At 73.6% G+C, this 26,439-nt stretch carries 29 protein-coding genes; 13 read left to right on the plus strand and 16 right to left on the minus strand.

Annotated features, from left to right (window positions below):
• Positions 1–63: 63 nt before the first annotated feature.
• The 5 genes from ACIBK9_RS30995 to ACIBK9_RS31015 all read right to left on the minus strand — a co-directional run bounded on the left by ACIBK9_RS30995 (position 64) and on the right by ACIBK9_RS31015 (position 4,725).
• A complete protein-coding gene (locus ACIBK9_RS30995) occupies positions 64–921 on the minus strand; it encodes a Gfo/Idh/MocA family protein (RefSeq protein ID WP_397162312.1) in 858 nt (285 codons plus the stop codon).
• Positions 922–993: 72 nt separating this feature from the next.
• Complete coding sequence (locus ACIBK9_RS31000; RefSeq protein ID WP_387665929.1) at positions 994–1,806, minus strand: SDR family NAD(P)-dependent oxidoreductase; 813 nt, start codon at positions 1,804–1,806, stop codon at positions 994–996.
• A complete protein-coding gene (locus ACIBK9_RS31005; protein ID WP_397162313.1) occupies positions 1,803–3,020 on the minus strand; it encodes a cytochrome P450 in 1,218 nt (405 codons plus the stop codon). Before ACIBK9_RS31005 ends, ACIBK9_RS31000 begins: the two co-directional genes overlap by 4 nt.
• The gene (locus ACIBK9_RS31010) at positions 3,017–3,973 is read right to left on the minus strand and encodes a phosphotriesterase-related protein (protein WP_358302417.1); all 957 of its coding nucleotides are present in this window, start codon (positions 3,971–3,973) and stop codon (positions 3,017–3,019) included. The genes ACIBK9_RS31005 and ACIBK9_RS31010 overlap by 4 nt, the downstream gene beginning before the upstream one ends.
• Positions 3,958–4,725: a phytanoyl-CoA dioxygenase family protein gene (locus ACIBK9_RS31015; RefSeq protein WP_397162314.1), complete on the minus strand. Its 768-nt coding sequence runs from the start codon at positions 4,723–4,725 to the stop codon at positions 3,958–3,960. Before ACIBK9_RS31015 ends, ACIBK9_RS31010 begins: the two co-directional genes overlap by 16 nt.
• Positions 4,726–4,784: 59 nt before the next feature.
• Between ACIBK9_RS31015 and ACIBK9_RS31020 the strand changes: the two genes are divergently transcribed.
• Together ACIBK9_RS31020 and ACIBK9_RS31025 are read left to right on the plus strand one after the other, a co-directional pair.
• Positions 4,785–5,711 (plus strand): TIGR03621 family F420-dependent LLM class oxidoreductase, encoded by a 927-nt coding sequence (locus tag ACIBK9_RS31020; protein WP_397162315.1) that lies wholly within the window; start codon positions 4,785–4,787, stop codon positions 5,709–5,711.
• Positions 5,704–6,288 carry a histidine phosphatase family protein gene (locus ACIBK9_RS31025; protein WP_352323671.1) on the plus strand — a complete coding sequence of 195 codons (585 nt, stop codon included), beginning with the start codon at positions 5,704–5,706 and terminating at the stop codon, positions 6,286–6,288. The genes ACIBK9_RS31020 and ACIBK9_RS31025 overlap by 8 nt, the downstream gene beginning before the upstream one ends.
• Positions 6,289–6,326: 38 nt before the next feature.
• Here the strand turns inward: ACIBK9_RS31025 and ACIBK9_RS31030 are convergent, their stop codons facing one another.
• The 5 genes from ACIBK9_RS31030 to ACIBK9_RS31050 form a co-directional block, all read right to left on the minus strand.
• Positions 6,327–7,070 carry a maleylpyruvate isomerase family mycothiol-dependent enzyme gene (locus ACIBK9_RS31030; RefSeq protein ID WP_397162316.1) on the minus strand — a complete coding sequence of 248 codons (744 nt, stop codon included), beginning with the start codon at positions 7,068–7,070 and terminating at the stop codon, positions 6,327–6,329.
• A 20-nt stretch (positions 7,071–7,090) separates the two neighbouring features.
• Positions 7,091–7,849: a hypothetical protein gene (locus ACIBK9_RS31035; RefSeq protein ID WP_397162317.1), complete on the minus strand. Its 759-nt coding sequence runs from the start codon at positions 7,847–7,849 to the stop codon at positions 7,091–7,093.
• 43 nt (positions 7,850–7,892) lie between these two features.
• On the minus strand, positions 7,893–8,144 hold the full coding sequence (locus tag ACIBK9_RS31040) for a hypothetical protein (RefSeq protein WP_352353565.1): 252 nt from the start codon (positions 8,142–8,144) through the stop codon (positions 7,893–7,895).
• Between the two features lie 88 nt (positions 8,145–8,232).
• Positions 8,233–8,469 carry a DUF397 domain-containing protein gene (locus ACIBK9_RS31045; protein ID WP_352323675.1) on the minus strand — a complete coding sequence of 79 codons (237 nt, stop codon included), beginning with the start codon at positions 8,467–8,469 and terminating at the stop codon, positions 8,233–8,235.
• Positions 8,470–9,291: a helix-turn-helix transcriptional regulator gene (locus ACIBK9_RS31050; protein WP_352323686.1), complete on the minus strand. Its 822-nt coding sequence runs from the start codon at positions 9,289–9,291 to the stop codon at positions 8,470–8,472. It abuts the gene before it with no gap.
• Positions 9,292–9,523: 232 nt separating this feature from the next.
• Here ACIBK9_RS31050 and ACIBK9_RS31055 point away from each other — a divergent pair, with 232 nt between their 5' ends.
• Positions 9,524–10,018, plus strand: coding sequence for an ATP-binding protein (locus ACIBK9_RS31055; RefSeq protein WP_387665912.1), 495 nt, complete (start codon positions 9,524–9,526; stop codon positions 10,016–10,018).
• Positions 10,019–10,095: 77 nt separating this feature from the next.
• Positions 10,096–12,513, plus strand: coding sequence for a helicase-associated domain-containing protein (locus tag ACIBK9_RS31060; protein WP_397162318.1), 2,418 nt, complete (start codon positions 10,096–10,098; stop codon positions 12,511–12,513).
• Here the strand turns inward: ACIBK9_RS31060 and ACIBK9_RS31065 are convergent.
• Positions 12,507–13,520 (minus strand): ABC transporter substrate-binding protein, encoded by a 1,014-nt coding sequence (locus ACIBK9_RS31065; RefSeq protein ID WP_397162319.1) that lies wholly within the window; start codon positions 13,518–13,520, stop codon positions 12,507–12,509. The two genes, ACIBK9_RS31060 and ACIBK9_RS31065, sit on opposite strands and share 7 nt — an antisense overlap.
• 211 nt (positions 13,521–13,731) lie before the next feature.
• On the opposite strand from ACIBK9_RS31065, the gene ACIBK9_RS31070 reads away from it, so the two are divergent.
• Genes ACIBK9_RS31070 through ACIBK9_RS31080 form a run of 3 tightly spaced genes read left to right on the plus strand, consistent with a single transcriptional unit; the run spans position 13,732 to position 16,519 of the window.
• Entirely contained in the window at positions 13,732–14,712 is a 981-nt protein-coding gene (locus tag ACIBK9_RS31070; RefSeq protein WP_397162320.1) for a FecCD family ABC transporter permease, read from the plus strand.
• Positions 14,709–15,716, plus strand: a complete 1,008-nt coding sequence (locus tag ACIBK9_RS31075) for a FecCD family ABC transporter permease (RefSeq protein WP_397162321.1) — start codon at positions 14,709–14,711, stop codon at positions 15,714–15,716. Before ACIBK9_RS31070 ends, ACIBK9_RS31075 begins: the two co-directional genes overlap by 4 nt.
• Positions 15,716–16,519 carry an ABC transporter ATP-binding protein gene (locus ACIBK9_RS31080; RefSeq protein WP_397162322.1) on the plus strand — a complete coding sequence of 268 codons (804 nt, stop codon included), beginning with the start codon at positions 15,716–15,718 and terminating at the stop codon, positions 16,517–16,519. The genes ACIBK9_RS31075 and ACIBK9_RS31080 overlap by 1 nt, the downstream gene beginning before the upstream one ends.
• Positions 16,520–16,548: 29 nt before the next feature.
• Here the strand turns inward: ACIBK9_RS31080 and ACIBK9_RS31085 are convergent, their stop codons facing one another.
• Entirely contained in the window at positions 16,549–17,187 is a 639-nt protein-coding gene (locus ACIBK9_RS31085; protein WP_397162323.1) for a TetR/AcrR family transcriptional regulator, read from the minus strand.
• Between the two features lie 37 nt (positions 17,188–17,224).
• On the opposite strand from ACIBK9_RS31085, the gene ACIBK9_RS31090 reads away from it, so the two are divergent.
• Positions 17,225–17,542 (plus strand): rhodanese-like domain-containing protein, encoded by a 318-nt coding sequence (locus ACIBK9_RS31090; protein ID WP_352323684.1) that lies wholly within the window; start codon positions 17,225–17,227, stop codon positions 17,540–17,542.
• Positions 17,543–17,561: 19 nt separating this feature from the next.
• On the opposite strand, the gene ACIBK9_RS31095 is transcribed toward ACIBK9_RS31090, so the two are convergent.
• Positions 17,562–18,815: an ArgE/DapE family deacylase gene (locus tag ACIBK9_RS31095; protein ID WP_397162324.1), complete on the minus strand. Its 1,254-nt coding sequence runs from the start codon at positions 18,813–18,815 to the stop codon at positions 17,562–17,564.
• A gap of 67 nt (positions 18,816–18,882) precedes the next feature.
• On the opposite strand from ACIBK9_RS31095, the gene ACIBK9_RS31100 reads away from it, so the two are divergent.
• Positions 18,883–19,794, plus strand: coding sequence for an endonuclease/exonuclease/phosphatase family protein (locus ACIBK9_RS31100; protein ID WP_397162325.1), 912 nt, complete (start codon positions 18,883–18,885; stop codon positions 19,792–19,794).
• A gap of 75 nt (positions 19,795–19,869) precedes the next feature.
• Positions 19,870–20,190, plus strand: coding sequence for a co-chaperone GroES (locus tag ACIBK9_RS31105; protein WP_357700902.1), 321 nt, complete (start codon positions 19,870–19,872; stop codon positions 20,188–20,190).
• Here ACIBK9_RS31105 and ACIBK9_RS31110 read toward each other — a convergent pair.
• Both ACIBK9_RS31110 and ACIBK9_RS31115 read right to left on the minus strand, forming a co-directional pair.
• Entirely contained in the window at positions 20,185–21,114 is a 930-nt protein-coding gene (locus ACIBK9_RS31110; protein ID WP_397162326.1) for a TolB family protein, read from the minus strand. The genes ACIBK9_RS31105 and ACIBK9_RS31110 overlap by 6 nt on opposite strands.
• Before the next feature lie 72 nt (positions 21,115–21,186).
• A complete protein-coding gene (locus ACIBK9_RS31115) occupies positions 21,187–21,642 on the minus strand; it encodes a TIGR02611 family protein (RefSeq protein WP_397162327.1) in 456 nt (151 codons plus the stop codon).
• Between the two features lie 149 nt (positions 21,643–21,791).
• Between ACIBK9_RS31115 and ACIBK9_RS31120 the strand changes: the two genes are divergently transcribed.
• From ACIBK9_RS31120 to ACIBK9_RS31130, 3 genes are all read left to right on the plus strand, one after another.
• Positions 21,792–22,697, plus strand: a complete 906-nt coding sequence (locus tag ACIBK9_RS31120) for an aryldialkylphosphatase (RefSeq protein ID WP_358302470.1) — start codon at positions 21,792–21,794, stop codon at positions 22,695–22,697.
• Between the two features lie 253 nt (positions 22,698–22,950).
• Positions 22,951–24,243, plus strand: a complete 1,293-nt coding sequence (locus tag ACIBK9_RS31125) for a sensor histidine kinase (protein WP_397162328.1) — start codon at positions 22,951–22,953, stop codon at positions 24,241–24,243.
• 170 nt (positions 24,244–24,413) lie between these two features.
• Complete coding sequence (locus ACIBK9_RS31130; RefSeq protein WP_352353595.1) at positions 24,414–25,064, plus strand: response regulator transcription factor; 651 nt, start codon at positions 24,414–24,416, stop codon at positions 25,062–25,064.
• 47 nt (positions 25,065–25,111) lie between these two features.
• On the opposite strand, the gene secY is transcribed toward ACIBK9_RS31130, so the two are convergent.
• Positions 25,112–26,401, minus strand: a complete 1,290-nt coding sequence (gene secY, locus ACIBK9_RS31135) for a preprotein translocase subunit SecY (protein ID WP_352353596.1) — start codon at positions 26,399–26,401, stop codon at positions 25,112–25,114.
• Positions 26,402–26,439: the final 38 nt, after the last annotated feature.

The following is a 26,439-nucleotide window of genomic DNA, read 5'->3' on the forward strand; positions in this document are numbered from 1 at the left end:
CGTCAAGGGGTCTCGGGGTCAGGCGTCGAAACCCCCGGGGGCAGGCGTCGAAGGCCACCGGGGTCAGGCGGCGAGCTGCGCCTCCGCGGCGGCGATGATCTCCTGCAGGCGCAGGCCGTGCGCCGCGTCCAGCGGGTGGCCGCCGCCGCGCCGGACGGTCTGGGCGAACTCCTCGGCCACGACCTCGAAGGGGTCCTCGTCGCCGGGCAGCAGGACGGCGTTGCCGGTCCTGCCGTACACCTCGAACGTCGAGGGCGGCAGGTCGCCGACGGCCGCCATGCACAGGGACGCCTCGCTGACCGCGCCGCCCTCGTGCTCCAGCAGCAGGCCGGTCCAGCCGAGCGGGTTGCCGTGCGCGCGCACGCCGACGACCCGGCCGAGCGCGGCGTCGAGCAGGTCGATCACGTGCGGGCCGACATCCAACAGGGCGCCGCGCTCCAGCCGCCACGGGGTGGCGAACGGGTTGCCGCCGAGCAGCGCGCCGGAGATGTTGGCGGCGTGCCCGCCGAACGGCTGGATCTCGGCGCAGCGGGCCAGGAACGTGCGGGTCGGGGTGGCGTAGCGCATGGTGAGCATCATCTGCGAGGGCACGCCCGTCTCCGCCACGGCCTCGGCCACCCGCATGGCCCCCTCGACGGAGTCGGCGAGCGGCTTCTCCAGCAGCAGCCCCTTGCCCGCGTGGGCGGCGCGGACGGCCAGCTCGGCCTGCACGCCGGGCGGCACGCAGAACGCCACGGCCTCGCAGGCGTCGAACAGCTCCTCGACCCGCTCGTACACCGGGGCGCCGAGCCTGACGGCCTGTTCGGGGCGGCGGGCCCAGACGCCGGCGAGCCGGGTGTGGGGGCCCTTGGCCAGCATCGGCGCGTGCGCCATCTCCGCCCAGGGCCCCGCCCCGATCAGCCCGACCGCGACCGGCTCCATCCGTCCCCCTTAGTCCGCTTTTCTCCAGACCTTAGATCCCCTGTCCGGGCTCCCGCCCACCGGCCCCTGCGGTCAGGCGCGGGAGCGGTGGATGGCGTGTTCCGGGCGGTGGACGAGGGTGCCGCCGTCGAGGGCGATGGTCTGGCCGGTGATGCAGCGGGACTCGGCCGAGGCCAGGAAGCCGACCAGGTCGGCGACGTCCTCGGGGGCGCAGGGCCAGGGCAGGAGGCGTTCGGCGGCCTTGTCGGCGAGCTGCCCGGGGGTGAGGGCGCGCTCGGCGGCGGCGGTCATGACCAGGGCGGGGGCGACGGCGTTGCAGCGGATGCCGCGGGCGCCGTACATGGTGGCGACGTAGCGGGTGAAGCCCACCAGGGCCGCCTTCGAGGTGCCGTACGCGGCGTGGTCCACGTCTCCGGTCAGGCCCGACACCGAGGAGGTCAGGACGATCGCGCCGCCGTCGCGCATCACCGGGACGACGTGCTTGACCAGCAGCATCGCGCCACGCAGGTTGACCTCCATCGTGCGGTCCCAGACGGCGGCGTCCATCGCGGTCAGGTCGCGGTCGCGGCCGTAGACGTCGCGGTCGAGGCAGGCGGCGTTGGAGTGCAGCACGTCCACCCGGCCGAAGGCGGCCACCAGCGCGGCCACCGACTCCGCCACCTGCTTCTCGTCCGACACGTCGCAGGTCAGCGCCATGGCGGCGCCGCCCCGGGCCCGTACGGCGGCGGCGGTGGCCCGGGCGGGGGCGGCGCGCAGGTCGAGCACGCCCACCCGGGCGCCCTCGGCGGCCAGCCGGGCCGCGCACGCCGCGCCGATGCCGGACCCCGCCCCCGTCACCAGCGCCACCCGCCCGCCGAACCGCCCGTTCGGGGGATCCGCGGTCACCACTCCACCTCCAGCGCGCTCAGCCCGCGCCCCACCAGCGACCTGCGGTAGGCGACGGGCGCGTCCGGGGCGAGCCGCAGGCCGGGCAGGCGGCGCCCGAGGACGTCGAGCGCGGTGCGCAGCTGCAGGCGGCCGAGCGCGGCCCCGACGCAGAAGTGGATGCCGTACCCGAACACCAGGTGGTCGGCGGCGTTGGGACGGTCGATCACGAACCGGTCCGGGTCGGGGAAGACGGTCTCGTCGTGCCCGGCGGAGTCGGTGGACAGCAGGACGAGCGAGCCCGCCGGGATCGTCACGCCGTGCAGGACGACGTCCTGGACGGCGTGCCGGAAGGAGCCCAGGGAGGCGCCGTCGATCCGCATGCACTCCTCGACCGCCCCCGGGATCAGGTCCGGCGGCACCGGCCAGGCGTCCTCGCGCAGCAGCCGCAGGACGCTGTTGCCGAGCTGGTTGGGGACGGTGTCGTTGCCGCCGAGCAGGATCGTGGAGATCAGCTCGACGACCTCACGACGGCTCAGCTCGTCGCCGATCAGCGAGGTCATCAGGGACGTGAAGTCGTCCCGCGGGTCCTTGGCGCGGGCGGCCACCAGGCGGTCGACGTAGTCGAGGTAGGCCAGGAAGCTGTCGGCCAGCTCAAGCTGGCGGGCCGGCGGCTGCGGCGACAGGAACAGCATGAACCAGTCCTTGACGTGCGCCTGCACGAACGCCTCGTCGGCCGCGGGCACGCCGATGAAGCGGGCGGTCAGCTTGACCGACGGCTCGTGCCCGATCTCGGCGACGAAGTCGGCCCGGCCCCTCGGCGCGACCCGGTCGAGGACGTCCTCGTTCAGCCGCCGGAAGCGCTCCTCCATGGCGGCGACGGCCCGCGGCGTGAAGGCCCGGGAGACCGAGCGGCGCAGGCGGGTGTGGTCGGGCGGGTCCACGTTGGCCACGAAGCTGGACAGGAACGAGCCGTGCTCGCCCAGCTTGGCGCGGGTCTGCGGGGTGAGGCTGCGGGAGATCGTGAGCGAGCCCTCGGAGGAGAAGCGGGCCGGGTCGCCGTACGCGGCGCGCACGTCGGCGTGGCGGGTCAGCACGTACGCGCCCAGGTGCTCGCTGCGGAACACCGGCCGTCCGGCGCGCAGGCGGCGCAGGAAGTCGTACGGCGCGGCGACGTGCCAGTCGGCGGCGACGTCGAAGTCCTGCGCCGAAGCGGGGGGCGTCGCAGAGGTCATCGCAGGATCCTCCTGGGGTTGTCGACGAGCATCTGGTGGAGCTGGTCGCCGGTGACGCCGCGGCTGCGCAGTTCGGGCACGACGTCGCGGGAGATGTGCAGGAGGTGGTAGTTCGGATGGCGACGCCGTACGACGTCGGGGTCGAACCGGTCATTGAAACAGTACGAATCGTGACCTAGAACCATTTTTCCGGCGTGGCCGCGTTCGCACATCGCCGCCACCACCGCCACCCGGTCCTCGAACGAGCTGATCGTCTCGATGCCGAACCGGTCCATGCCCAGGTAGGAGCCACCCGCCACCAGCTCCTCCAGGTACGCCAGGTCCGTCGAGTCGCCCGCGTGCCCGATCACCACCCGTTCCAGGTCCACGCCGAGCGAGCCGAGCAGCCGCTGCTGCTCCAGCCCGCCCCTGGAGGCGCTGTGCGAGTGCGTGGTGATCGGCGCGCCGGTGGCCAGGTGGGCCTCGGCCACGGCCCGGAACACCCGCTCGCACCCCTTGGTCATGCCGAGGTGGTCGGAGGCGCATTTCAGCATGGCCGCCTTCACCCCGGTCCGCCCGATCCCCTCGGCGAGGTCGCGGACGAAGAACTCGGCCAGCCGGTCCGGGCCGCCGAACAGCGACCCCGGCCCTCGGTTCCCGAAGTACGGCGGCAGCGCGTCGTAGGTGTAGAGCCCGGTGGCGGCCACGATGTTCACCGACGTCAGCTCGGCCACCCGCTGGACCGCCGGGACGTACCGGCCGAGCCCGACGACGGTCAGGTCGACGATCGTGTCGATGCCTTCGGCCTTGAGCGCGTCGAGCTTGGCCGCCGCCTCCCGCGCCCGCCGCTCCAGGTCCCAGCCCTCCGGGACGTCCGGCCAGTTCCACAGGATCTCCGGGCTGAGCCCGAACACGTGCTCGTGCATCAGCGTCGCCCCGAGGTCGGCGACCGGCCCCCTCACGGTCTCAGGCACGGGAACCTCTCGTGCTCGAAGGGCCGGTTGACCTCCAGGCCGAGCCCGTCGGTCTGCCGGTACGGCAGCCCGGTGTAGAGGGCGTCGGCGTCGAAGTAGGTGACGGTGAACGACAGGCGGGCGGCGTCGCGGCGGTTGGCGGGCGCGCCGTGCACGGTGAGCGCGTGGTGCACGGTGGCGTCCCCGGCCCGCAGGTCGAGCGGCGGCGACAGCTCCAGCTCGGCGAGCCAGGGATGCTGGCTGAGCTGGTCGTCCCCGGCGCGGGTGAAGCTGCGCCCGAGCAGGCCGCAGCGGTGGGAGCCGCTGTAGAAGCGCAGCGACCCCATGTCGGCGGGCACGTCGGCCAGCGCCAGCCACACGGTCAGCATGGCCGAGCGGTCCATGGGCATCCACGGGAAGTCCTGGTGGAACTCGGTGGCGCCGTGCTCGCCCGGCTCCTTGACCAGCAGGTTGGTGACCTGCACGCGCACGGCCCGCACCCCGCCCAGCAGCCGCACGGCGTTGCGGCCCATGGCCGGGCTGGTGCTCAGCGCGCCGAACAGCTCGTCCTCGGCGGCGACGTCGCGGGACTGCCCGAAGGCCCGGTCGACCGGCGTGTCCCCGGCCCGGCTGCGCGACCGCAGGCGCTCGCGGGCCCGTTCGCGCAGCTCGCCGACCGCGTCCGGGGCGACCAGCCGGTCCAGGCGGACCCAGCCGTGCTCGCCGAAGAACGCCACCTCGTCGTCCGTCGCCTGGCGTACCGGGATCTCCATGGCCACCAGTGTGCCACTCCAAGCAAGCGCTTGGTAAGATCCGGGTCGAGGAGGATGCCGTGCGACGGTTCAGGTTCGGTGCGGTGCTGCGCGGGGCGCGGTCCGGCAAGGAGTGGGCCGAGCGGGCCAGGCGGCTGGAGGCGTCCGGCTTCGACGTGCTGCTGGTGCCCGATCATCTGGTCGGACCGCGCTTCGCGCCCGTCGCGGCGCTGACGGCGGCGGCCTGCGCCACCACCCGGCTGCGCGTCGGCACGCTGGTGTTCGCCAACGACTTCCGGCACCCGGCCGTGCTGGCCAAGGAGGCCGCCACCCTGGACCTGCTCTCCGGCGGACGCCTGGAGCTCGGCCTGGGCACCGGCTGGATGGCCGACGAGTACGACCGGGCCGGGCTGCGGCTCGACCCGCCCGGCGTGCGCCTCGACCGGCTGCGCGAGGCCCTGGAGGTGATCAAGGGCCTGTGGGACGGCGGCCCGCTGACGTACGAGGGCGCGCACTACCGCCTGGCCGGGCTGGAGCAGGAGCCCCGGCCGGTGCAGCGCCCGCGCCCGCCGATCCTGCTGGGCGGCGGCGGCCCCCGCATGCTGGCCCTGGCCGCCGAGCACGCCGACATCGTCAACCTCGGCACCCGCGTCAAGGCGGACGGCACCGGCCCCGACCCGCGCGACGCCGGACCGGAGGCGTTCCTCGCCAAGCTGGCGCTGCTGCGGCGGAGCCCCCGCCACCACCTGCTGGAGATCGGCACCAGCGTGATGCAGGTGGGCGAGCGCAAGCCGGAGGAGTCGTGGAGCGCCGCCGACAGCTCGGGCCTCGGCGACACGCCGCAGGTGCTGCTCGGCACCCGCCGCGACATCGCGGACCAGCTGCGCCACTGGCGCGAGGCGCACGGCGTCACCTACTTCGTGCTGCACCACGAGCGTGACCTGGCCGCCTTCACCCCTGTCGTCGAGGAGCTGGCGGCTCTGCCGGATGATGGACCTCATGGATGAGATGTTGTTGCTGAGGCACGGAGCGACCGAATGGAGCACGGCCGGCCGGCACACCGGCCGTACCGACCTGCCCTTGACGCCCGAGGGGGAGGATCAGGCCAGGGCGCTGGCGCCGCTGGTCAAGGCGTCCGCGTTCGGGCTGGCGCTGGTCTCCCCCGCGCAGCGGGCCCGCCGTACGGCGGAGCTGGCCGGTTTGACGGACTACGAGGTCGACCCCGACCTGTGGGAGTGGGACTACGGCGGCTACGAGGGCATCACCACGCCGGACATCAGGAAGACCCGGCCCGGCTGGTACCTGTGGCGTGACGGCGTGATCCCCGGCGACGCGGAGCATCCCGGCGAGAGCGCCGCCGAGGTGGCCGCGCGCGCCGACCGGGTGATCGAGCGGGCCCGCGGGGCCGAGGGGCGGGTCGTGCTGGTGGCGCACGGCCATTTCCTGCGCGTGCTGGCCGCCCGCTGGCTCGGCCTCGACCCGGCGGACGGCCGTTTGCTGCGGCTCGACACCGGCACCTACTCCCGGCTCGGCTTCGAGCACGCCGAACCGGTGCTGCTGAGCTGGAACTCGCCGGTGGCCTGAGGGGGGAGGCCGGGGGCGCGGCCCCTTGAGGAGACCCGTCAGTCGCAGCCGAGGGTGGCGGCGGCGCGGATCAGGTCGCGGGCGAGGTCCCGGTCGCCCTCCGACGCGTGCGGGAAGGCGTCCGGGGGCCACCGGCCGGCCACCAGCCGGCAGAAGTCCACCGCGCCGGCCGAGATCAGCCCGGCGTCCCGGCCCGGGGTGCGCGAGAGCGGGACCGTCCAGGTGCCGCCCCCTGGCCCGGTCAGCACGACGGTGACCGAGACGTCGCGGCGCGGCCCCCGCAGCGCCCGGGGCAGCAGCGCCAGGCCGAACTCGGCGACCAGGCGCACGTGCCCGGCATGCGGCGGCGCGGGCGGGCGGCCGGTCGCGGCCCTGATGTCGTCGGCGTGCGTCCAGGTCTCGAACGTGCGCTGGACCAGGGCCTGCCGCAGCGGCGCGCGGGCCGGGCGCACCCCCGCCAGCGCCACCTCCACCCCGAGCAGCACCTCTCCGACGCTGGAGAGCCGTTCCAGCAGCGCCCCGGCCTGCTCCCGCCAGCGCCGGCGCTCCGGGGCCGCGCCCGCGCCGGGCAGGCCCATGAAGAAGGCCACGGTGGCGTCGTTGGCGGCCAGGTGCCGGACCAGGTCGCGGACCGTGCCGTGCCGGGCGATCGGCGCGTCCCACTGGGCCGGGCTCAGCTCGGCGAGCAGGTCGTCCATGAGCGCCACCTGCTCGGCGTACGGCACGGTCACGGACGCCACGCCCCCGGCCTCGCCCACGCCGTAGAGGTACGGGTCCGTCATGGCTGCCTCCGCAGCCGACGCTAACCCGGCCGCGGTTCCCGCGCCAGACGGCTGCCGGGGAACGGCGCGAGCAGGGTCTCGCGCCAGGGGCCTTCGAGGTAGCCGCGGGCCCGCCTGCCCCAGTCGAGCAGCCGGGAATCGGGCGGGACCTCGTCGTCGAGCCCGAGCGCGGCGTCGCGGGCGCGCTGGGTGGCCAGGTGGTCGTCCAGCGAGACGGCCCACATGGTGACGGCTTCGGTGTCGCAGAACAGCACCTCGTACAGGCCGGTCAGGGTGTGGCCGTGCTCGGCCAGCAGCGGGGCGCGCTCGGCGCGGACGGCGTCCAGGTAGTCCAGCGCGGCCCCGGGGCGGACCCGGGCGCTCTCGAAGAGGTAGAACTCGGCGGCGGGGGCCTCGGCGAGCGGCGGGCAGCCCGGCGCGGCGCCGAGCGGCCTGGAGAAGGCGGAGAAGCGCAGGTCGTCGATGTCGGACAGGAACAGGCGCTCGTCCACGCCCTGGTAGATGTCCATCATCTGACGCCAGCCGCCGTCCCACCCGCCGTGGCAGTCCCACAGTGTGACGGCCTTGAACTGGGGGTGGCCGGTGATGCCCACGGCGTAGAAGGCGCCGACGAGGTCGATCTCGCGCGACCTGATGGACATGCCGGTGGTCAGGGCGGGCCCGGCGCGGCTCTCGTCCTCGCGTTTGTAGCGGGTCAGCCAGGTCAGGTACTCCAGCGGCCGCCTGGAGTTCATCGGCCGGAAGTCGACCTCTTCGAGCAGGTGGATCGCGCGCCGCACCACGCCTCCTCTACCAAGCATTTGCTTGGCACGAGGATAGCGATCAGGTCAGCGCCTGGGAAGGCCGCGGCCCCCTGCCGGTCAGCCACTCCAGCACCCGGCGGTGCCCGGAGGCGGCGTCCTCGAAGTGGCCCCAGTGCCAGTAGCGCGGCTGGTCGCGCAGGCCGGTCACCCAGGTGCGGTAGGAGATGGCGGCGCCCGCGGGCGCCACGCCGTACGTGCGGACCACGACCTTGCCGCCCGGCGCGAGCAGCACGTCGTCGGCGATCGGGTACAGGTTCATCTGGTCGAGCATGTACGACATCCTGACCTGCGGAAATTCCCCGCCGGTTACGCCACCGGCGCGCCCCCGTTACGGGAGCGCGCCGGAGGTGAACAGGCCGTTACACGAGGAGGCCGTCGAACTCGCCGTCCTTCGCGCCGAGCACCAGGGCCCGGATCTCGTCGCGGGTATAGATGAGAGCAGGACCGTCGGGGAAGCGCGAGTTGCGGACCGCGATCCCTCCGTCGGGAAGCTCCGCGAGCTCCACGCAGTTGCCCTGCGAGTTGCTGTAGCGGCTCTTGCGCCAGGCGACCTGGGTGAGGTCGGCCGCGGGCATGCCGTTGTAGGTGTGGTTCATCTACATCTTTCTGAGAAGACCGCCGATGAGCTCGACGGTGCCCCCTGGCGTGGTGCTTTCCACGCACAGTTGCTCCATGGCGGTGAGGTACGGGTCGATGTCCTCACGTTTGTCCAGGTACAGGGCACCCCAGAGCTGCTCGACGTAGACAACGTCCGACAAATCGGACTCGGGAAACCGCAAGATGCTGAACGCGCCCCCCTCGGCGGCGTGCTTGCCGAACCTGAAGGGCATCACCTGGAGGGTGATGTTGGGCAGGGCGGCGACTTCCAGCAGATGCTGGAGCTGCTCGGACATGACCTCTCGCCCGCCGATGGTCCGCTTGAGCGCCGCCTCGTCGATGACGGCCCACAGCTTGGGGCCGTCCTTCTGGGTGAAGCGCTCCTGGCGCTGCATGCGCATGTGCACGCGGCGCTCGATCTTGTCCGGACTCGCGTCGGGATTGCCGAGCTGGAAGACCGATCGCGCGTACGAGGCCGTCTGCAGCAGGCCGGGCACGAACTGCACCTCATAGGTACGGATCACGCTCGCGGCCTCCTCCAGGCCCACGTACGTCGTGAACCACGAGGGCAGCTCGGCGGAGTACTTGTGCCACCACCCGGGGGTGTTGGCCTCGCGGACCATCTCCAGCAGGGCACGGCGTTCGGCATCGTCGACGACGCCGTACAGGGTGAGCAGGTCCTCCACGTCACGTGTCTTGAACCCGACACGCCCGAGCTCCATGCGGCTGATCTTGGATTCGGACGCCCGGATGTGGAACCCGGCCTGGCCGCGGTCGAGCCCAGAGGCCTCGCGCAGGCGCCTGAGGCTCGCACCCAGCATGATGCGCCGAACGGTCGAGCCGGAGCCGGGCGGATCAATGGACACGTGCTGCTCCTTGTGTCGTTTCCTTGAAGACACAGTCTGTCACTTGGCGGCCGAAAGATCATGGGCCGCAGACAAGATCCCCTTTCCCCCATATTGACCACTTGAGGAGAACCGTAGCGGTTGCACGAGTTGTCTGCACGTGCATTCGCTCTTGCACCTGCACGAGAGATTGCCGCAGAATGATCACGTGCAATCCACCACGGCGTCCGGCCAGTGGACCACGTTCGACTGGTGGCCGCCCGTCGGCTGGTGGCCGGAGGCGGCTCGCGATCTCCTGGTGACCGGCCCGTCCGCGAGCGCCACGTACGTGCTCCCGCCCACCGCGTCCTCGGTCCACTCCGCGCGCAGCTTCACCACGGGGACCCTGTCCGGCTGGGGGCTCGGCGAGCTGGCCGAGAACATGGAGCTGGTGGTCTCCGAGCTCGCCACCAACGCCCTGCGCCACGGTCTGCGCCTCGACGAGCCCCACTGCCAGCGCCCGGTCCACATGTCCCTGGTGCGCCGCGGCTCGCTCGTCACCAGCGCGTTCACCGATCCCGGCACCTCGGTGCCCGTGCTGCGATACCCTGGCCCCCTTGACACCGGCGGCCTGGGTCTCCACATCGTCGAATCACTCAGCCTCCGCTGGGGGTGGTCGGCACTCGCGCCCCACGGCAAGATCGTCTGGGCGGTCCTCTCCTGAGAGAGGGGTGCTCTGCACTACCGTGGATGGTCATGGCTCACGGTGAGTCCCACGCGACCCCATGAGAGTGCTGACAGATGGAAGATCACCTGCTCGGCTGGCTGCGCACACTAGACGAAATCCGGCTTGCCCGCATCCTGGCCAACAGGCCCGACGCCATCGCGCCGCCCTGGCCCCGCAGGCTCGACACGCTGGCCCAGCGCCTGGGCAACGGCTTCGCCGTCATGGAGGCCATGCGGGGGCTGCCGCTGCCCGCCCTGCAACTGGCCGAGGCGGGCCTGACCATGAGCCGGCCGACGCCCGAGGGGCTGGCCGCCTTCCTCGGCGTCCCGGGCCAGACGGTGGCCCCCTGGCTCGACCATCTGTACGACCACGCGCTGGCCTGGCCCGACGCCGACGGCGTGATCCATCTGGCCGAGGGCGTGGCGCGCTGGTGGGCGGCGCCGCTCGGCCTGGGCGAGCCGCTGGAGCATTACCTCAACTCCTGGACGATCAGCAACGACGCCCTGCGCGCCCTGGCCCGCGTGCTCGGCCTGCCCGCCCACGGCAACAAGCGGCGCACGATCGCCCGCGTCATCGAGCTGCTGTCCGACCCCGGCCGCCTCGACCGGCTGACGGCCACCGCCCCCGACGGCACGCTCGCGCTGCTCGGCCGCCTCGCCTGGGACGGCCCCGCCCGCGACGTCGACGGCGGCCGGTTCGTCACCCCCGGCACGCCGGAGAAGTGGTGCGCCGACCACGGCCTGCTGTTCCGCCCGAGCTGGCACGTCGCCGAGATCCCCCGCGAGGTGGCGCTGTGCCTGCGCGGCCCCGCCTACCATCCGCCGTTCCAGCCCGAGGCGCCCGAGGTGGCCTCGATCCCGGTCGACCCGGAGGAGGTCGACCACCTGATGACGCTGGCCGCCCCGCACGTGGTCGAGCGCTGCGCGGCCCTGCTCGACAACACCTCCAAGACCCCGCTGCCGCTGCTCAAGACCGGCGGGGTGGGCGTGCGCGAGGTCCGCAGGGTGGCCAAGGAGACCGGCTGCGACGAGGACGAGACCCGCCTGCTGCTGGAGGTCTGCGCGGTGGCCAGGCTGCTGGCCTGGGACGAGCAGTCGGGCGGCATGATCCCCACCGAGCGGTTCGACCGCTGGCGGCTCGACGAGGGCTCGGCCCGGCTGCGGGTGCTGCTGTCGGCGTGGTGGCGGATGGAACGGTCGTCCCTGCGCAAGGTCGACGGCAAGTACGCCACCGTGCTCGGCGACGACCCCTCGGGCAGCGCGGTGGCCAGGGTGCGCAGGGCCATGCTGGCGGCGCTGGCCCATCTGCCGGCCGGCACCGCCTTCGCCGACCGCGACAGCCTCGTGCGCAACGTCCACTGGCACGCCCCGCTGCTCGACCAGGCGCTGCTGGCCGAGTGCGCGCCGGCCGTGCTGGAGGAGGCCACGCTGCTCGGCCTGCTGGCCAACGGCGCGCTCACCGACCTCGGCCGCGCCCTGGCCGGGCTGACCGCCGACCCCGGCGACGAGAACGACGACGCCGTCCCGCAGGTCGAGCACGATCCGGTGCTGGCCGAGGCGTCCACCAGGGCGCTGGCCAGCGTGCGCAGGAGCGCGCTGTTCGGGCCCGACCTCACCGCGGTGGTGACCGGGCCGCCGTCGGCGGAGCTGGCGGCACTGCTCGACCGGGTGGCCGAGCGCGAGTCGCGCGGCGCGGCCTCGGTGTGGCGTTTCACCACCGAGAGCGTGCGCGGCGCGCTCGACCACGGCTACGACGCCGACGAGCTGCTCGACGAGCTGGCCACGGTCGGCACGATCCCGCAGCCCCTTGAGTACCTGGTGCGCGACACCGCGCGCCGGCACGGCGAGGTGACGGTCTCCACGGTCGGCTGCGTCGTGCAGGCGGGCGACACCGCGCTGCTCGCCGAGATCGCCGGGCACCGGCGGCTGGCCCGGCTGGGCCTGCGGCTGCTGGCTCCCACGGTGCTGATCAGCGCGGCCCCGGCCGAGCGCACGCTGGCCGCCCTGCGCGAGAACGGCTACTCCCCCGTGCCCGTCTCCGACACCGGGGAGATCACCATCCACCGGGCCAGGGCCGAGGAGCCGCACAACGGCAAGCTGATCCTGCTGCCCGGCGGGCAGGTGGCCGAGCTGTCGGAGTTCACGCCCGGCTCGCAGCCGCACGCGCCGTACGTGATCGCCGAGCCCGCCCCCGACCCGCACGAGCACGCCCGCCGCCTGGTCGCGGCCGGCCGGGACGACTCCGGCAAGCACGGCCGCACCTGGGCGGTCATCGGCAGGATGGCGACCAGGCTGCCGACCGCCCAGCAGTCGCTGCTCGGCTTCGTCGTCGACCGGGGAGTCCGGGCGGCCATCACGCTGGCCGACGGCCTGACGGCCACGATCAGCCATGGCGAGCTGCGCGCCGGGGCGCTCGACGCCTGGTGCGAGGAGGCCGGCGACTACCTGGAGTTCCCGCTCGCCGAGATCGTCGAGGTGCGCGGGGCCTACTGAAGCTTCTTGGCCTTCTTCAGGTTCGACACCAGCTCCTCCAGGAACGCGGCGTAGCCCTGGTAGCTGAAGGGGGCCTCGGCCCGCCACGGGTAGAACTGGCCCGCCTTGACCGCCGGGAGCTTGGCGAAGGTGGGCTTCTTCAGCATCTCCTCGGGCTTGAGCGACTGGGTGCGGGTGTCGTAGAGGATCACGTCGGCGTCGTAGGTGTCGGCGTTCTCCCAGCTCAGGGTCTGGAAGAAGCCACCTTCGTCGACCTTCGCGGGCTTGACGACGTCCAGGCCGTTCTCGGTGAGATGCACGATGTCGGGGTACTCGGGCGGGTTGACGACCCACATGGCGTCGGCGCCGCCGGACATCATGAGGATCTTGAGGTCCTTGAAGGCGGCCAGTTCCCTGGTCGCGGCCTCCATGCGGGCCTTGGCCTCGGGCACGCCCTGGAGGTCGGCGCCCAGTGACCTGGCCAGTTCCTCGTACCTGCCGATCACCTGGGTGGCGCTGCGGCCGGTGAGCATGACGCCGGCGGTGGGGGCGACCTGCTCGATGGTCTCCTTCGACTTCGCCGGCACGTACCAGAGGTCGCCCTTGACGTACATGCCGCTGACCAGCAGGTCGGGCTGGAGGGAGATGTACTTCTCGACGTTGAACTCGTCCCACACGTTGCCCAGGCCCTCGACCTTGGCGATGTCGACGTTGCCGACCTGCGGGTCCCTGGATCCGTCGGCGAGCTTGTGCGGGCCGAAGACGGCGACCGGGCGCACGCCGAAGTCCCACAGCGCGGCGGCGGCGCCCACCTGGGCCACCACCCGGGACGGGCGCTTGGGCAGGTCCAGCTTCCTGTCGCGGTCGTCGGTGAACGTCCAGCCCTGCGCGGCGGGCGCGGCCGAGGCGGTGGCGCCGCCGTCGCCCGCCGCCCGGGTGCCGCCGCCGCAGGCCGACAGCGTCAGGGCCGCCGCGAGCCCTGCCGTGGCGGCCAGGAAGCTTCTGCGCGCGAATACCGGTCCCGACATGTCCAGCTCCTAAGGTTAGGCTTGCCTTCTTACGGAGACATTAGATTAGCCTTGCCTAAGTTTGACCGCTACGAGAGGGGGTCGGGTGCGCCCGGCTGAGGACACGGCTGAGCCCGCCGGCGGGCGTCCGGCGGGGACCGTGGAACACCGATCCGGTTCCGCGGCGGGGACCGGGGAGGGGCCACGGCCGCGCCGCTCCGCGTCCGTGCTGGTGAGCGGGCTGGTCGTGACCGCGGGGGTGCTGGCGCTGGTGGCGATGGCGAGCGTGGCGCTCGGGGCGCGGTCGGTGCCGTTCTCGACGGTGATCGACGCGCTGCTCGCCCCCGACGGCTCCAGCGACCACGTCGTCATCCGCGAGCTGCGCATACCGCGCACGCTGCTCGGCATCGGCGTCGGCGCGACGCTGGGCCTGGCGGGGGCGCTCATCCAGAGCCTGACCCGCAACCCGCTGGCCGACCCGGGGCTGCTCGGCATCAACGAGGGCGCCGCGCTCGGCGTCACGCTCGCGCTCGGCCTGTTCGGCCTCTCCGACCCCGCCGTGTACGTCTGGTTCGCCTTCGGCGGCGCCGCGGTGGCCTCCGTCGTCGTCTACGCGCTGGCCGCGGCCGGCCGCTCCGGCGCCGGACCGGTACGCCTGGCGCTGGCCGGGGTCGCGCTCGGCATGGTGTTCACGGCCGTCGCCTCGGCGATCCTGCGCATGGACGCGCAGACCTTCGACCGGATGCGGTTCTGGCTGACCGGCTCGCTGGCCGGGCAGAACGCGGACACGCTGGCGCGGCTGGCTCCCTTCATGGTGGCGGGGCTGGTGCTCGGGCTGACACTGGCCAGGCCGCTCAACATGCTCTCGCTCGGCGACGACGCCGGGCGCTCGCTGGGCGTCGCGGTCGGCAGGACGCGCGTCCTCACCGGCGTGGCCGTCACGCTGCTGTGCGGGGCCGCGACCGCCGCCGCCGGGCCGCTGTGGTTCGTCGGGCTGGTCGTGCCGCACGCCGTGCGCGCGCTGGTCGGCGGCGACCAGCGGTGGGTGCTGCCGTACTCCGCACTGGCCGCGCCCGTGCTGCTGCTGGGCGCCGACGTCGTCGGGCGGCTGATCGCGCGTCCGGGAGAGGTGCAGGTGGGCATCGTGTGGGCGGTGATCGGCGCGCCGATCTTCATCCTGCTGGCCCGGCGCAGGCGGGTGGCGGCGCTGTGACCGTACGTCTCGGCCCCTGGTCCGTACGGCTCGCGCCCCGGTCCCTGCTCGTCTGCGCCGCCCTCGTGGCGGTCGGCTGCGGGGTGGGCGTGGCGGCGATCGCCACCGGCGAGTTCACCGTCTCAGTGCCCGACATCCTGGACGCCCTGTTCGGCCAGGGCACGCCGGTCGCCGAGCTGATCGTGAGCAGGTTGCGGGCCCCGCGCGTGGTCACCGGGCTGCTGGTGGGCGCGGCGTTCGGGGCGGGCGGCGCGATCTTCCAGAGCCTGACCAAGAACCCGCTGGGCAGCCCCGACTTCATCGGCTTCACCGCCGGCGCCTCGACGGGCGGCATCCTCGCCGTCGTCGGGGGCGGCTCGGCCATGACGATCGCGGGCGGCGCGCTGGCCGGTTGCGTGGTCACCGCCGTCCTGGTCTACGCGCTGGCCTTCCGGCGCGGCGTGCAGGGCTACCGGCTGGTGCTGGTCGGCATCGGCGCCAACACGCTGCTGCTGGCGGTCAACAACTACCTGCTGACCAGGGCCAACATCAACGACGCGGCCACCGCGGGCGCGTGGCTGACCGGCAGCCTCGGCGGGCGCGGGTGGGACCACGCGATCCCGGTCGCGGTGGCGCTGGCCGTCCTGCTGCCGGTGTGCGCGCTGGTGGCGCGGCCGATGCGGATGATCGAGATGGGCGACGACGCGGCCCGGGCCATGGGCGTCAAGGTCGAGGCCGTACGGGCCGCGGCCATCACCGCCGGGGTGCTGCTGACCGGCGTGGCGACCGCGGCGGCCGGGCCCGTCGTCTTCGTCGCGCTGGCCGCGCCGCAGATCGCCCGCCGGCTGACCCGCTCCCCCGGCGTCACGATGGGCGCCTCGGCGCTCATGGGCGCGGTGCTGCTGACCGCCTCCGACCTGGTCGCCCAGCGGCTGCTCGCGCCGACCCAGCTTCCCGTCGGGGTGGTCACCGCCGCCGTCGGCGGCACGTACCTCGCGCTGCTCCTGCGAAAGGATCGTCACTGATGGTTGACCACCGCCTGTCGGGCACCGGCCTCACCCTCGCCTACGACCAGCGCGTCGTGGCCACCGAGCTCAGCGTGGCCATCCCGGACGAGTCCTTCACCGTGATCATCGGCCCGAACGCGTGCGGCAAGTCCACGCTGCTGCGCGCGCTGGCCAGGATGCTCAGGCCCAGGAAGGGCGCCGTGCACCTGGACGGCAGCGTGATCACCGCGCTGCCGTCGAAGGAGGTGGCGCGGCGGCTGGGCCTGCTGCCGCAGAGCTCGATCGTGCCCGACGGGATCAGCGTGGCCGACCTGGTGGCCCGCGGCCGCTACCCGCACCAGCGGCTCATGCGCCAGTGGTCGAGGGCCGACGAGGCGGCCGTGGCCGAGGCCATGCGCGCGACCGACGTCGCCGGGCTGGCCGACCGGATCGTGGACGAGCTGTCCGGCGGGCAGCGGCAGCGGGTGTGGCTGGCCATGGCGCTGGCCCAGGAGACGCCGATCCTGCTGCTGGACGAGCCCACCACGTTCCTGGACATCTCCCATCAGATCGAGGTGCTCGACCTCTGCGCCGACCTGCACGAGGCCGGCCGGACCATGGTCGCCGTGCTGCACGACCTCAACCAGGCGTGCCGGTACGCCACCCACCTGATCGTCATGCGGGCCGGCGAGGTCGTGGCCGAGGGCGTGCCGGCCGAGATCGTCACGCCCGAGCTGGTCCACCGGGTGTTCGACCTGCGGTGCGAGATCATCCAGGACCCGCAGTCGGGCACGCCGATGATCGTGCCCGAGGCGCGGCGGCGGGTGGCCGCCCCCGCCTGACCCGAACCACTTGAGCCGGACCGCCTGAGCTAGACCGGCTGGGCTAGGGCGGCGGCCAGGGCCGTGATGCCCGCGGTCGCGCGCTCGCGGCCGTACTCCTCGCGCAGCACCCCGGCCGCCTCCGCGCCCATCGCGGCCAGCAGGGTGTGGGCGAGCACGTCGGCGTCGCCGCCGGGCCGGGCCTCGGCCAGCAGGATCGCGACGTGGCGGTGCCAGAAGCGGTAGGCGCCGATGCGGTAGCGGGCCCCCGGGCTGGCCGTCTCAGACATCCGCACCAGGTCGAGGTGGGCGTAGAGGTAGTCGAGGTAGGCGGCCGTGAAGGCGGTCAGGCGCTCGGCGGCCGGAGCGCCGGGGCCCACGGGCGGCGGCCCCGACAGCACGCGCTCTTGCAGGTCGCGTTCGCGGGCGTCCAGCAGCGCCACCGCCAGCCCGGACTTGTCGCCGAACCGGCGGAACAGCGTGCCCTTGCCGACGCCCGCCTCGGCGGCGACCGCGTCCATCGACACGGCCTCCACGCCCTTCTCGGCGAACAGCCGCGCGGCGGCCGCGAGCACCTTCTCCCTGTTGCGGGCCGCGTCCGCGCGTTCCCTGACCGGTTTGCCGGTCAGCAGCTCCAGCGACTCGCTTGACGAACCGGACTGCGGTCCGTTAGGTTCCTGGCCATTCACACATCCGGACTCTAGTCCATTTCGCTCGGAGGCCACAATGACCATCACCCGCGAGGAGCTGCACGCCCGTCTGGGCAGCGTGACCGTGCTCGACACGCTCGGCGGCTCCTACTACGCCCAGCAGCACCTGCCCGGGGCCGTCGCCCTGGTGGAGAGCGAGGTCGCCGAGCGCGCCGCCGAGCTGCTGCCCGACAAGGACGCCACCATCGTCACCTACTGCTCCAACCCGGCCTGCGGCAACAGCAAGGCCGTGGCCAACCGGCTGACCGCGCTCGGCTACACCGACGTGCGCCGGTACGTCGAGGGCATCGAGGACTGGGTCGGGGCCGGCCTGCCGGTCGAGTCATCCCTGTGACCGTCGTACCGGGAGCTGCTCACAGTACGCCGCAGCGGCGCACCGCGAGCAGCGCCAGCGCGCGGGTGACCTCGCGCAGCTCGGCCAGCTCGACCTGCTCCCTGGGCGCGTGCGCGAACCGGACGTCCCCCGGGCCGTAGTGCAGGGTCGGGACGCCGCCCGCCGCGTACAGGCGCAGGTCGCTCCCGTACGGCGCGGCCGCCTCGGCCGGACGGCGGCCCGCGACGTCGGCGACGGCCTGGTCGACCGCGCCGAGCAGCTCGTGCCCGGCGGGCAGCCGGCCGCTGGCGAACTGGCCGCCCGGCCAGGTCACTGCGGGCGGGTTGTCCCGCAGCCACGGATGGCCGGTCGAGGCGACGGCCTCCTCGAAGGCCGCCCGCGCCGCGGCCGGGTCCTCGTCCAGGCGCACGCCGAGGCGTCCCTCGGCGACCAGCAGGTCCGGCACGGTGCTCGCCCAGTCGCCGGCCCGCACGGTGCCGACCTCGATGGGGTACGGCATGGGGTTGGCGCCGAAGAGCTCCGGCACGTCCCGGTTGCGGTCGGCCTCCAGGCGCCTGATCGCCTCGAACACCGGCCAGAAGACCTCGATCGCGTTGACGCCCTCGTACCGCGTGGCGCCGTGCGCGGCGCGGCCGGCGACCTCCAGCCGGAAGGTCTGCGCGCCGGCGTTGGCGGTGATGACCGCGCCGCTGGTGGGCTCGGTGATCACCGCGGCCTCCGCCGTGTGGCCCCTGGCCAGGGTGGCGAACGCGCCGAGGCCGCCGTCCTCCTCGCTGATCACGCAGTGCACCGCGAGGGGCCTGGCCAGGCGCACCCCCGCCCGCTTCAGCGCCCGCACGACGGCCAGGTTGGCCACCAGGCCGGCCTTCATGTCGCAGGCGCCCCTGCCGTGCAGCACGTCGCCGGTGATCCGGGCGGCGAACGGGTCGCTGCCCTCCCACTTGGCCAGGTCGCCGGTCGGGACGACGTCCACGTGGCCCTGGAGGGCCAGCGCCGGCACGCCCTCGCCCTCGGTCACGGCGACGACGCCGTAGCCCTCCTGCCTGGGGGCCTCGGTGCCGGGGAAACCGGCGCGCGCGGTGAGGTCGGCGAGGTCGAGTTTCCAGACGTCCACGTCCAGGCCGGCCTCGGTGAGCAGGCGGGCGAAGCGGTGCTGGAGGTCGGACTCGGCGTCGGTGCCCGTGACGCTCGGGACGCGCACCGTCTCGGCCAGCAGGCCGACGGTCTCCGCCTCGTCGATGGCGTTCAGGACCCGGGCTTCCACGTCGCGCATGCAGCACACTTTCTCACGCCGTGAACGCCTTTCACGACATATGGCGATACAGAACGTGCGTAGCTGGATGAGCTGGATCGCGGTGACGCCGTTCACCGTCTGGGCGGCGGTGCGCCTGAGCGGGTTCGAGCCGGACTGGCCGTGGGTGCCGGTGGTCGCGTTCACGCCGCACGCGGCGGTGGGGGCGGCGCTGGGCCTGGCACTCGCCGGGCTGCTGCGGCGGTGGGCGGCGGGGGCGGTCGCGCTGGTCACGGTGCTGGCGCTGGGCGTCGCGGTGCTGCCCCGCGCGCTGCCCGACCCCGCGCCGGCCGCCCACGGCGCGCCGCTGCGCGTGCTGGCCGCCAACCTGCTGGTCGGCACGGCCGACGCGGCCGAGCTGACCGCGCAGGTCAGGTCGCTGCGGCCGGACGTGCTGACGTTGCAGGAGTTCACGCCCCTCGCCGAGCGGCGGCTGACGGCGGCCGGGCTGCGCGAGCTGCTGCCGTACGCGGTGACGTGGCGCGCCAAGGGCGTGGGCGGCTCGGCCGTGTACGCCCGCCATCCCCTCACCGCCGGCGAGCTGATCGAGGCGGGCGGGTTCGGCCAGGCCACGGCCGTGCTGACGCACCCCGGCGGGGCCCGGGTGGAGATCGTCTCGGTGCATCCGTGCGCCCCCAAGCGGACGGGCCGGCAGCCGTGCTGGCTGGCGGGGCTGGAGCGCCTGCCGCGCGGCGGCGGACGGCTGCGCGTGCTGGCCGGCGACTTCAACGCCACCCTCGACCACCTCCCGCTGCGCGAGCTGCTGGCCGCCGGCTACCGCGACGCGGCCGACGCCATGGGCCGCGGCCTGTCCACGACGTGGGGCGGATGGGGCCCGCTGCCCGGCGTGACGATCGACCACGTGCTGGCCGGCGACCGCATGGCGGTGCGGGACTTCCGGGTGCTCGCGCCGGTCGGCAGCGACCACCGTCCGGTGTACGCCGAGCTCCTGCTGCCGTGACCCCATCCCCGGGGAAGGCGGGACCTGGGACGACCGCGGGATTCCGGAGCTGCGGCGGCTCGTAAACTGTGACCCGTGGAAGCGCCCAAGTTCGAGATTCAGATGCTGCACGATCGAGTGATGATCCGGCTGGAGCAGGAGGCCGAGGAGCGGCGCAGCGGCTCCGGGATCGTCATCCCCGCGACGGTCAAGATGGCCAACCGGCTGTCGTGGGGCGAGGTCTGCGGCGTCGGCACGAACGTGCGCGCGGTCAAGGTGGGCGACAAGGTGCTGTTCAACCCGGAAGACCAGTTCGAGGTCGAGGTGCACGCGCGGGTCTACCTCGTCATGCGCGAGCGTGACCTGCACGCGGTGGCCACCCAGGAGACCGACCACGGCACGGGCCTGTACCTATGACACCCGGGTCCTGGCGAAGTTGACCCACAGCTCGGCGGCCCAGGTGGCGGCGGGCACATCCGCGAGCACCCGCGTCGTCCGGCCGGTCAGGTCGAGCACCGACAGGCGGCGGCCCTTCCCGGCCGTCGTGACGGCGATCAGATGGGTGTCGTCCCACCAGCCGAACAGGGCCGCCGGCTTGACGGCCACGCGCTGGGCGATCGTGCCGGTGGCCAGGTCGAGCAGGCACACCTGCTCCTTGAACCGCGAGGGGCACCACGTCGTCAGGCGTTTGCCCGAGGGCGCGTAGGAGTCCTCGGGGCCGGTCGGCAGGCCCACGTCCGCGTACGTGCGCAGCACCGCGCCGTCCGTGGGGCGGTAGATGCGCAGGCCGGTGCCGTACATGCTGACGAGGTTGCCGTCGGGGCTCCACCAGAAGCCGGCCTTCCGGGCCAGGCCCGCGACGCGGACCGTGCTCGCGGTGCCCGCGCGCACGTCCACCACCGTGAAGCCGAGCACCCGCCACGTCCCGCCGCTCTTCTGCTCGACGGTGAGCGCGAGCTTCCTGCCGTCCCTGGACCAGGAGGCGTAGGCCGCCGTCATGGGCTTCTTGACGGTACGGATCCGCGCGGTCTTGCCGGTGGCCCGGTCGGTGACGACCACGGAGTCGTAGCCCGCCCGGTAGGACGACGGCACCCCGGCCGTCAGGCGGCCGTCCGGCGAGACCGCCACCTCCGACAGGCCCTTCTGCCGGGTGAAGGAGTCGCCGGTGGCGGCGCGCAGGTAGGTGCGGCCGGTGCCGAGGCCGTACGCGCTGAGCCGTACCGGGTCGCCCGATTTCTCGTGATATTTCATGCCGCCGGTTTCCGGCAACGTCAGGTCGGCCCGAGCGGCGGCCGGGGCGAGGAACGTCAGCGACAGCGCGACGGCTAGGTGAGCGAGCACGCCCGCAGAATAGGCAGGGAAAGGCGGCGATTCCGGGAACGATAACGACCCGGTCTGAAAGCCCCCGCGGAACTAGACGAAACGCTGGGCGATCTCCAGCAGGTCGATGCCGAGCGTCAGCATGCCGAAGTAGACGATCACCGCGGCGGCGGCCACGGTCACCAGCAGCACGAGGATGCGCACCGTCCAGCCCTGCCGCTTGTACCACTGCGTCCAGGCGTGCAGCGTCTGCTTGCCGAACTCCAGCACCCGGTGGGCCCAGTGGAACTCGGTGGCCAGCACCGCCAGCCCGGCGAACACCACGAGCCAGCCCGGCCCGGGGAACGGCACCATGATCAGGCCGCCGACCACCATCACCGCGCCGATGACGCCGACCACGATCTTCAGCGTGAGCGCGCCCGCGCGGGTGGACCGTATGCCGTCGAGCCGGCCCTTCAGACCGCCGCGGCGGGCGGGCATGGCAGAGCGGCCGGCGGCCTCGTCCTTCATCACGTCGGCGTCGCCCGTCTCGGAGTTCTGGATCGGCACGTCTCCCCCGTGTCGTCGGCTGCCTCTCAGGATACGGCCCACATTGGCAGGAACACTTGCAGACCACTAGCAGGCCGCCAAACAGGACGAAGAGTAAAATTTCCCGCCAGAAGTAAGGGTATTCCGGCAACTATCGGTTAATGTCGGCTATGCCCGAGGTCATCCTTCGCACCGTCACCGGCCCGATCCGCGCGGCAGCGGTGAACGGCGCCGTACTCCCCCACGAGCACCTGCGCAACGACATGCGCTGGGCGGTCGGCATCGACTCCGACCCCCACCGCTGGCTCGACGAGGAGACCACTGTCACCGCGGAGCTCCGCGAGCTGCGCCAGTCCGACGAGCTCAACCTGGTGGTCGAGCTCACCTGTCTCGGCATGGGCCGCGACGCCGCCGCCCTGGCCCGCATCGCGGCGGGCAGCCGGGTGCCGGTGATCGCCTCGACCGGCTTCTTCGCCCAGCCGTTCACCGACGTCGGCGACGAGGACGTCGAGCAGCTCACCCGGCGCCTGATGACCGAGATCTCCAGCGGCGTGGACGGCACGGGTGTCTTCCCCGGCGTGATCGGCGAGGTCGGCAGCTGGGGCGCCGAGCCCACCGCCCGCGAGGAGCGCTGCCTGCGCGCCGCCGCCCGCGCCTCCCGGCAGTCGCGCCTGCCCGTCGCCACCCACGGCCAGAACGCCCCGGCGCTGCTGGAGATCCTGCTCGGCGAGAACCTGCCCGGCTCCCGCGTGGCCGCCGGCTACTCCGGCGACCTGGGCGGCGCCCGCAAGATCGCCGAGGCGGGCGCGTACGTCAGCCTCAGCGTCCTGGCGCTCGGCCCCGACCAGGCGGCCAGGATCGCGCTCGGCCTCATCGAGGACGGCCACGCCGACCGCCTGCTCCTCAGCACCGGCCTGAGCCGCGTGGCCCAGGTCCAGCGGTACGGCGGCTGCGGCTACGCCCACCTGTTCCACAGCCTGCTCCCCCGCCTGCGCGAGGCCGGCACCGGCGAGGACGTCATCCGCCTGATCACCCACGACAACCCCCTGCGCTGGCTCACCGACGGCATGCGCTGACCCGGGGCCCCGCCCCGACACCGGCTGACCGACCGGATGCGCTGACGCCGACCGCCACCCCGACACCGGCTGACCGGCCGGGTGCTGAGCCCGATCGGCGGGCAGTCCCTCGTCGAGGGGCGTGTGCGGGCCCGAGGGGCTGATCCGGGCCCTGTCGTCAAGATCGTCTCGGGGCGGCCGGGCGGGCGGTGATCGGACCGTGCCGCCCAGAACTCGCTAGGATCGGGGCGACACGAGCCTGGCCGGGTGGGGGATGGTGAGCGAGCACACGCAACGCGGCGGGCGCCTGCGCAGGTCGGTCGCGGCGCTGTCGCGCCTGAGCCGGGCGGGTGACGTCCCGGTCGTCGTCATGCTGGCCTGGGCCGGGTGGCTGGCCGTCCCGTGGTCGTTCAGCGGCCTCGCGCAGGCCAGGGCCGCGGCAGCGGCGGCCGCCGCCGACGCCGAGCCCCCGCCCTCGTCCCACGCCTCCGACACCGCCCCACCGCCGTCCGCACTCGCCCCCCACAGCACGCCGCTGTCCGCGCTCGCCTCGCACGCCGCGTCGCCGTCCGCGCTCACTTCCCCCTCCTCGTCGCCGTCCGCGTTCGTCCCGGGTGTGCCCGTTGGTGGGGGCGGGGCGTTGTGCGGTCCGGGGGGCGGGGATGCGGCTTCGGGGCGCGGGGCCTGGCCGGTGGGTGCGGCCTGGGGGATCCCGGCGCCCGCGGTCGCCCATCCCGCCGCCACCGTTCGTCCCGTCCGGCCCGCCGCCACCGCCGATGCCTCCGCGACCGCCACCCCGCACACGCCGGACGCCGCTCCGCACACGCTGGACGCCGCTCCACACACAGCGGAGACCGTCCCGCACACGGCGGACGCCGTCCCGCACACAGCGGGGGCCGTCCCGCAGACCGTCCCGCACGCGGCGGAAATCGGGTTCGGGCAGGCGGACGCCGCGCTCGGGCGGTCGGGGGCTTTGCTCGGCGAGGCCGAGGTGGTGGCGGCCGAGCGGGCGCGGATCGCCGGGGAGGTGCACGACGCCGCCGGTCACGGGCTCGCCGCCATCGCCATGCAGGCCGGGCTCGCGCTCGTCGTCCTCGACGACGACCCCGAGCAGGCACGGGCCTCGCTCCGGGCGATCAGGGAGACCAGCACCACCGCCCTGGCCCACCTGCGCGCCGCGCTCGACGGCATCGACCCGCCGGCCTCCGACCTGCCCGGCCTCATCGCCGGCGTACGCGCCGCGGGCCTGCCGGTCGACGTCGAGCCTGCCGATCCCGCCGTGCCCGCCCATCTCAAGGACGCCGTCTACCGGGTGGTCCGCGAATCCCTCACGAACGTGCTCCGGCACGCCGGCCCGACCAGGGCCTCGGTGCGCCTGGCCGACGGCCCGTGCGCGTTCGTCCTGGAGGTGTCCGACCGCGGCGCGGGCTGGAACGGCGCCGCCGAGGGCCGCGGGCTGGCCGGGATGCGCGCCCACGTCACCGAGGCGGGCGGCCGGCTCACCGCCGGGCCCCGCGAGGGCGGCGGCTTCCAGGTGACCGCCCGCTTCCCCCGGTCCGAGGCATGACCGCCCCCGGTCCAGGCCCTCACCCCCCAGGCCCGGACGCGCACACCCCCGGTCCAGGCCCCCACCGCCCAGGCCCGACCGCGTACGCCCCTGGCCCAACCCCCCTCCAGACAGGCCCGGACGCGCCCGCCCCCGGCACAGCCCTGCCCGGTACGGGCGCCGGGGGCCGCGTGATCAGGGTGGCGGTCGCCGACGATCAGGCCGTCGTGCGGATGGGGCTGCGGGCGCTGCTGGAGCGGGAGCCCGGCATGGAGTGCGTGGGCGAGGCGGCCGACGGCGCGGCGGCGCTCGACCTGATCCGCCGCACCCGTCCCGACGTGCTGCTGCTCGACATCCGCATGCCCGGCACCGACGGCCTGTCCGCGTTGCGGGCCGTGGCCGCCGATCCCACGCTGGCCGGCACCCGGATCGTCGTGGTGACCACGTTCGCCGTCGACGAGTACGTCTTCGCCGCCCTCCAGGCCGGGGCGAGCGGCTTCGTGCTCAAGGACAGCGCGCCCGACGAGCTGGTCAACGCCGTGCGCGTGGTGGCGGCGGGCGAGGCGCTGCTGTCGCCGTCCATCACCAGGAAGGTCATCGGCCTGTTCGGCCGCGGCGGCGCCGAGCCCGTCGAGGGTCTGGGCACGCTCACCCCGCGCGAGCGCGAGCTGGTGGCGTGGGTGGCGACGGGCCGGTCCAACGACGAGATCGCCAGGGAGCTGGTGATCAGCCCCGACACCGTGCGCACGCACGTCAGCCGGGCCATGGTCAAGCTGCGCGCCCGCGACCGGGCCCAGCTCGTGGTGTTCGCCATGCGGGCCGGGCTCGCGCCGCCGGTCTGAGCCGGGCACGCGGCCCACCGACGGTACCCCCCCGCCGGGCACGCGGCCTACCGCAGGAAGCCCTCGTAGTTGCGCTGCTGGAGCTGGGCCTCGATCTGCTTGACCGTGTCCAGCCCGACGCCGACCATGATGAGCACGCTGGTCCCGCCGAACGGGAAGTTCTGCTGCGTGCCGGGGTCGCGCAGGATCGCGAACGCCACCAGCGGCAGCAGCGCCAGCACGCCGAGGTAGACGGCTCCGGGCGCGGTCAGCCGCGACAACACGTACGCCAGGTAGCGGGCCGTCGGCGCGCCCGGCCGGATCCCCGGCACGAACCCCCCGAACCGCCGCATGTTGTCGGCCACCTCGACGGGATTGAAGGTGATCGCGACGTAGAAGTAGGCGAAGGAGACGATCAGCAGCACGTACACGCTCATGTAGAGCGGATGGGTCCCGGCGGTCAGGTTGCGCGAGACCCAGGCGCCCGCCTCCGCGCCGAGCAGCGGCGCGGCCAGCGTCGGCACGTAGAGCAGCGACGAGGTGAAGATCACCGGTACGATCCCCGCCTGGTTGACCTTGAGCGGGATGTACGTGCTGCTCCCCCCGTACATGCGCCGCCCCACCATGCGCTTGGCGTACTGGACGGGCACCCGCCGCTGGGCCTGCTCGACGAACACCACCGCCGCCACCAGGCACAACCCGGCCGCCAGCATCACCGCGAACCCGAACGGCGTGAGCACGAAGATCTTCGCCATGTACCCCGGGAACACCGCCACGACCTGCGTGAACATCAGGATCGACATGCCGTTGCCGATCCCCCGGTCGGTGATCAGCTCGCCCATCCACATGACCACGCAGGTGCCCGCGACCATCGTCGCCACGATCACCGACACCGCGAGCAGCCCCTGGTCGCGCAGCAGCGGACGGGCGCAACCGGGCAGCAGGTTCCCCGAGCGGGCCAGGGTGACGACGGTCGTGGCGTTCAGGACGGCGAGGCCGACGGTCAGGTAACGGGTGTACTGGGTGATCCGCGCCTGCCCGTTGGACCCCTCCTTCCTGAGCGTGTCGAGCCGCGGCACCACGACGGCGGACAGCTGCAGGATGATGCTGGCCGTGATGTAGGGCATGACGCCCAGCGCGAACACCGACAGCTGGAGCATCGCGCCGCCGCTGAGCATCTGCATCATGTCGAAGACGCCGCCGCTCGCCGAGCCCACGCACTGCCGCACGGCCACGACGTCCACGCCGGGCGCGGGCATGATCTGGCCGAGGCGGAACAGCACGATCAGCCCCAAGGTGAACAGCAGTTTCCTGCGCAGCTCCGGCACCCGGAACGCTCTGGCGAAGACGGTCAGCATGAGCAGGAAGTCTGTCCGCGGGCGGGCCGGACGTCGTC

Source organism: Nonomuraea sp. NPDC050227 (assembly GCF_044459705.1).
GTDB lineage: Bacteria > Actinomycetota > Actinomycetes > Streptosporangiales > Streptosporangiaceae > Nonomuraea.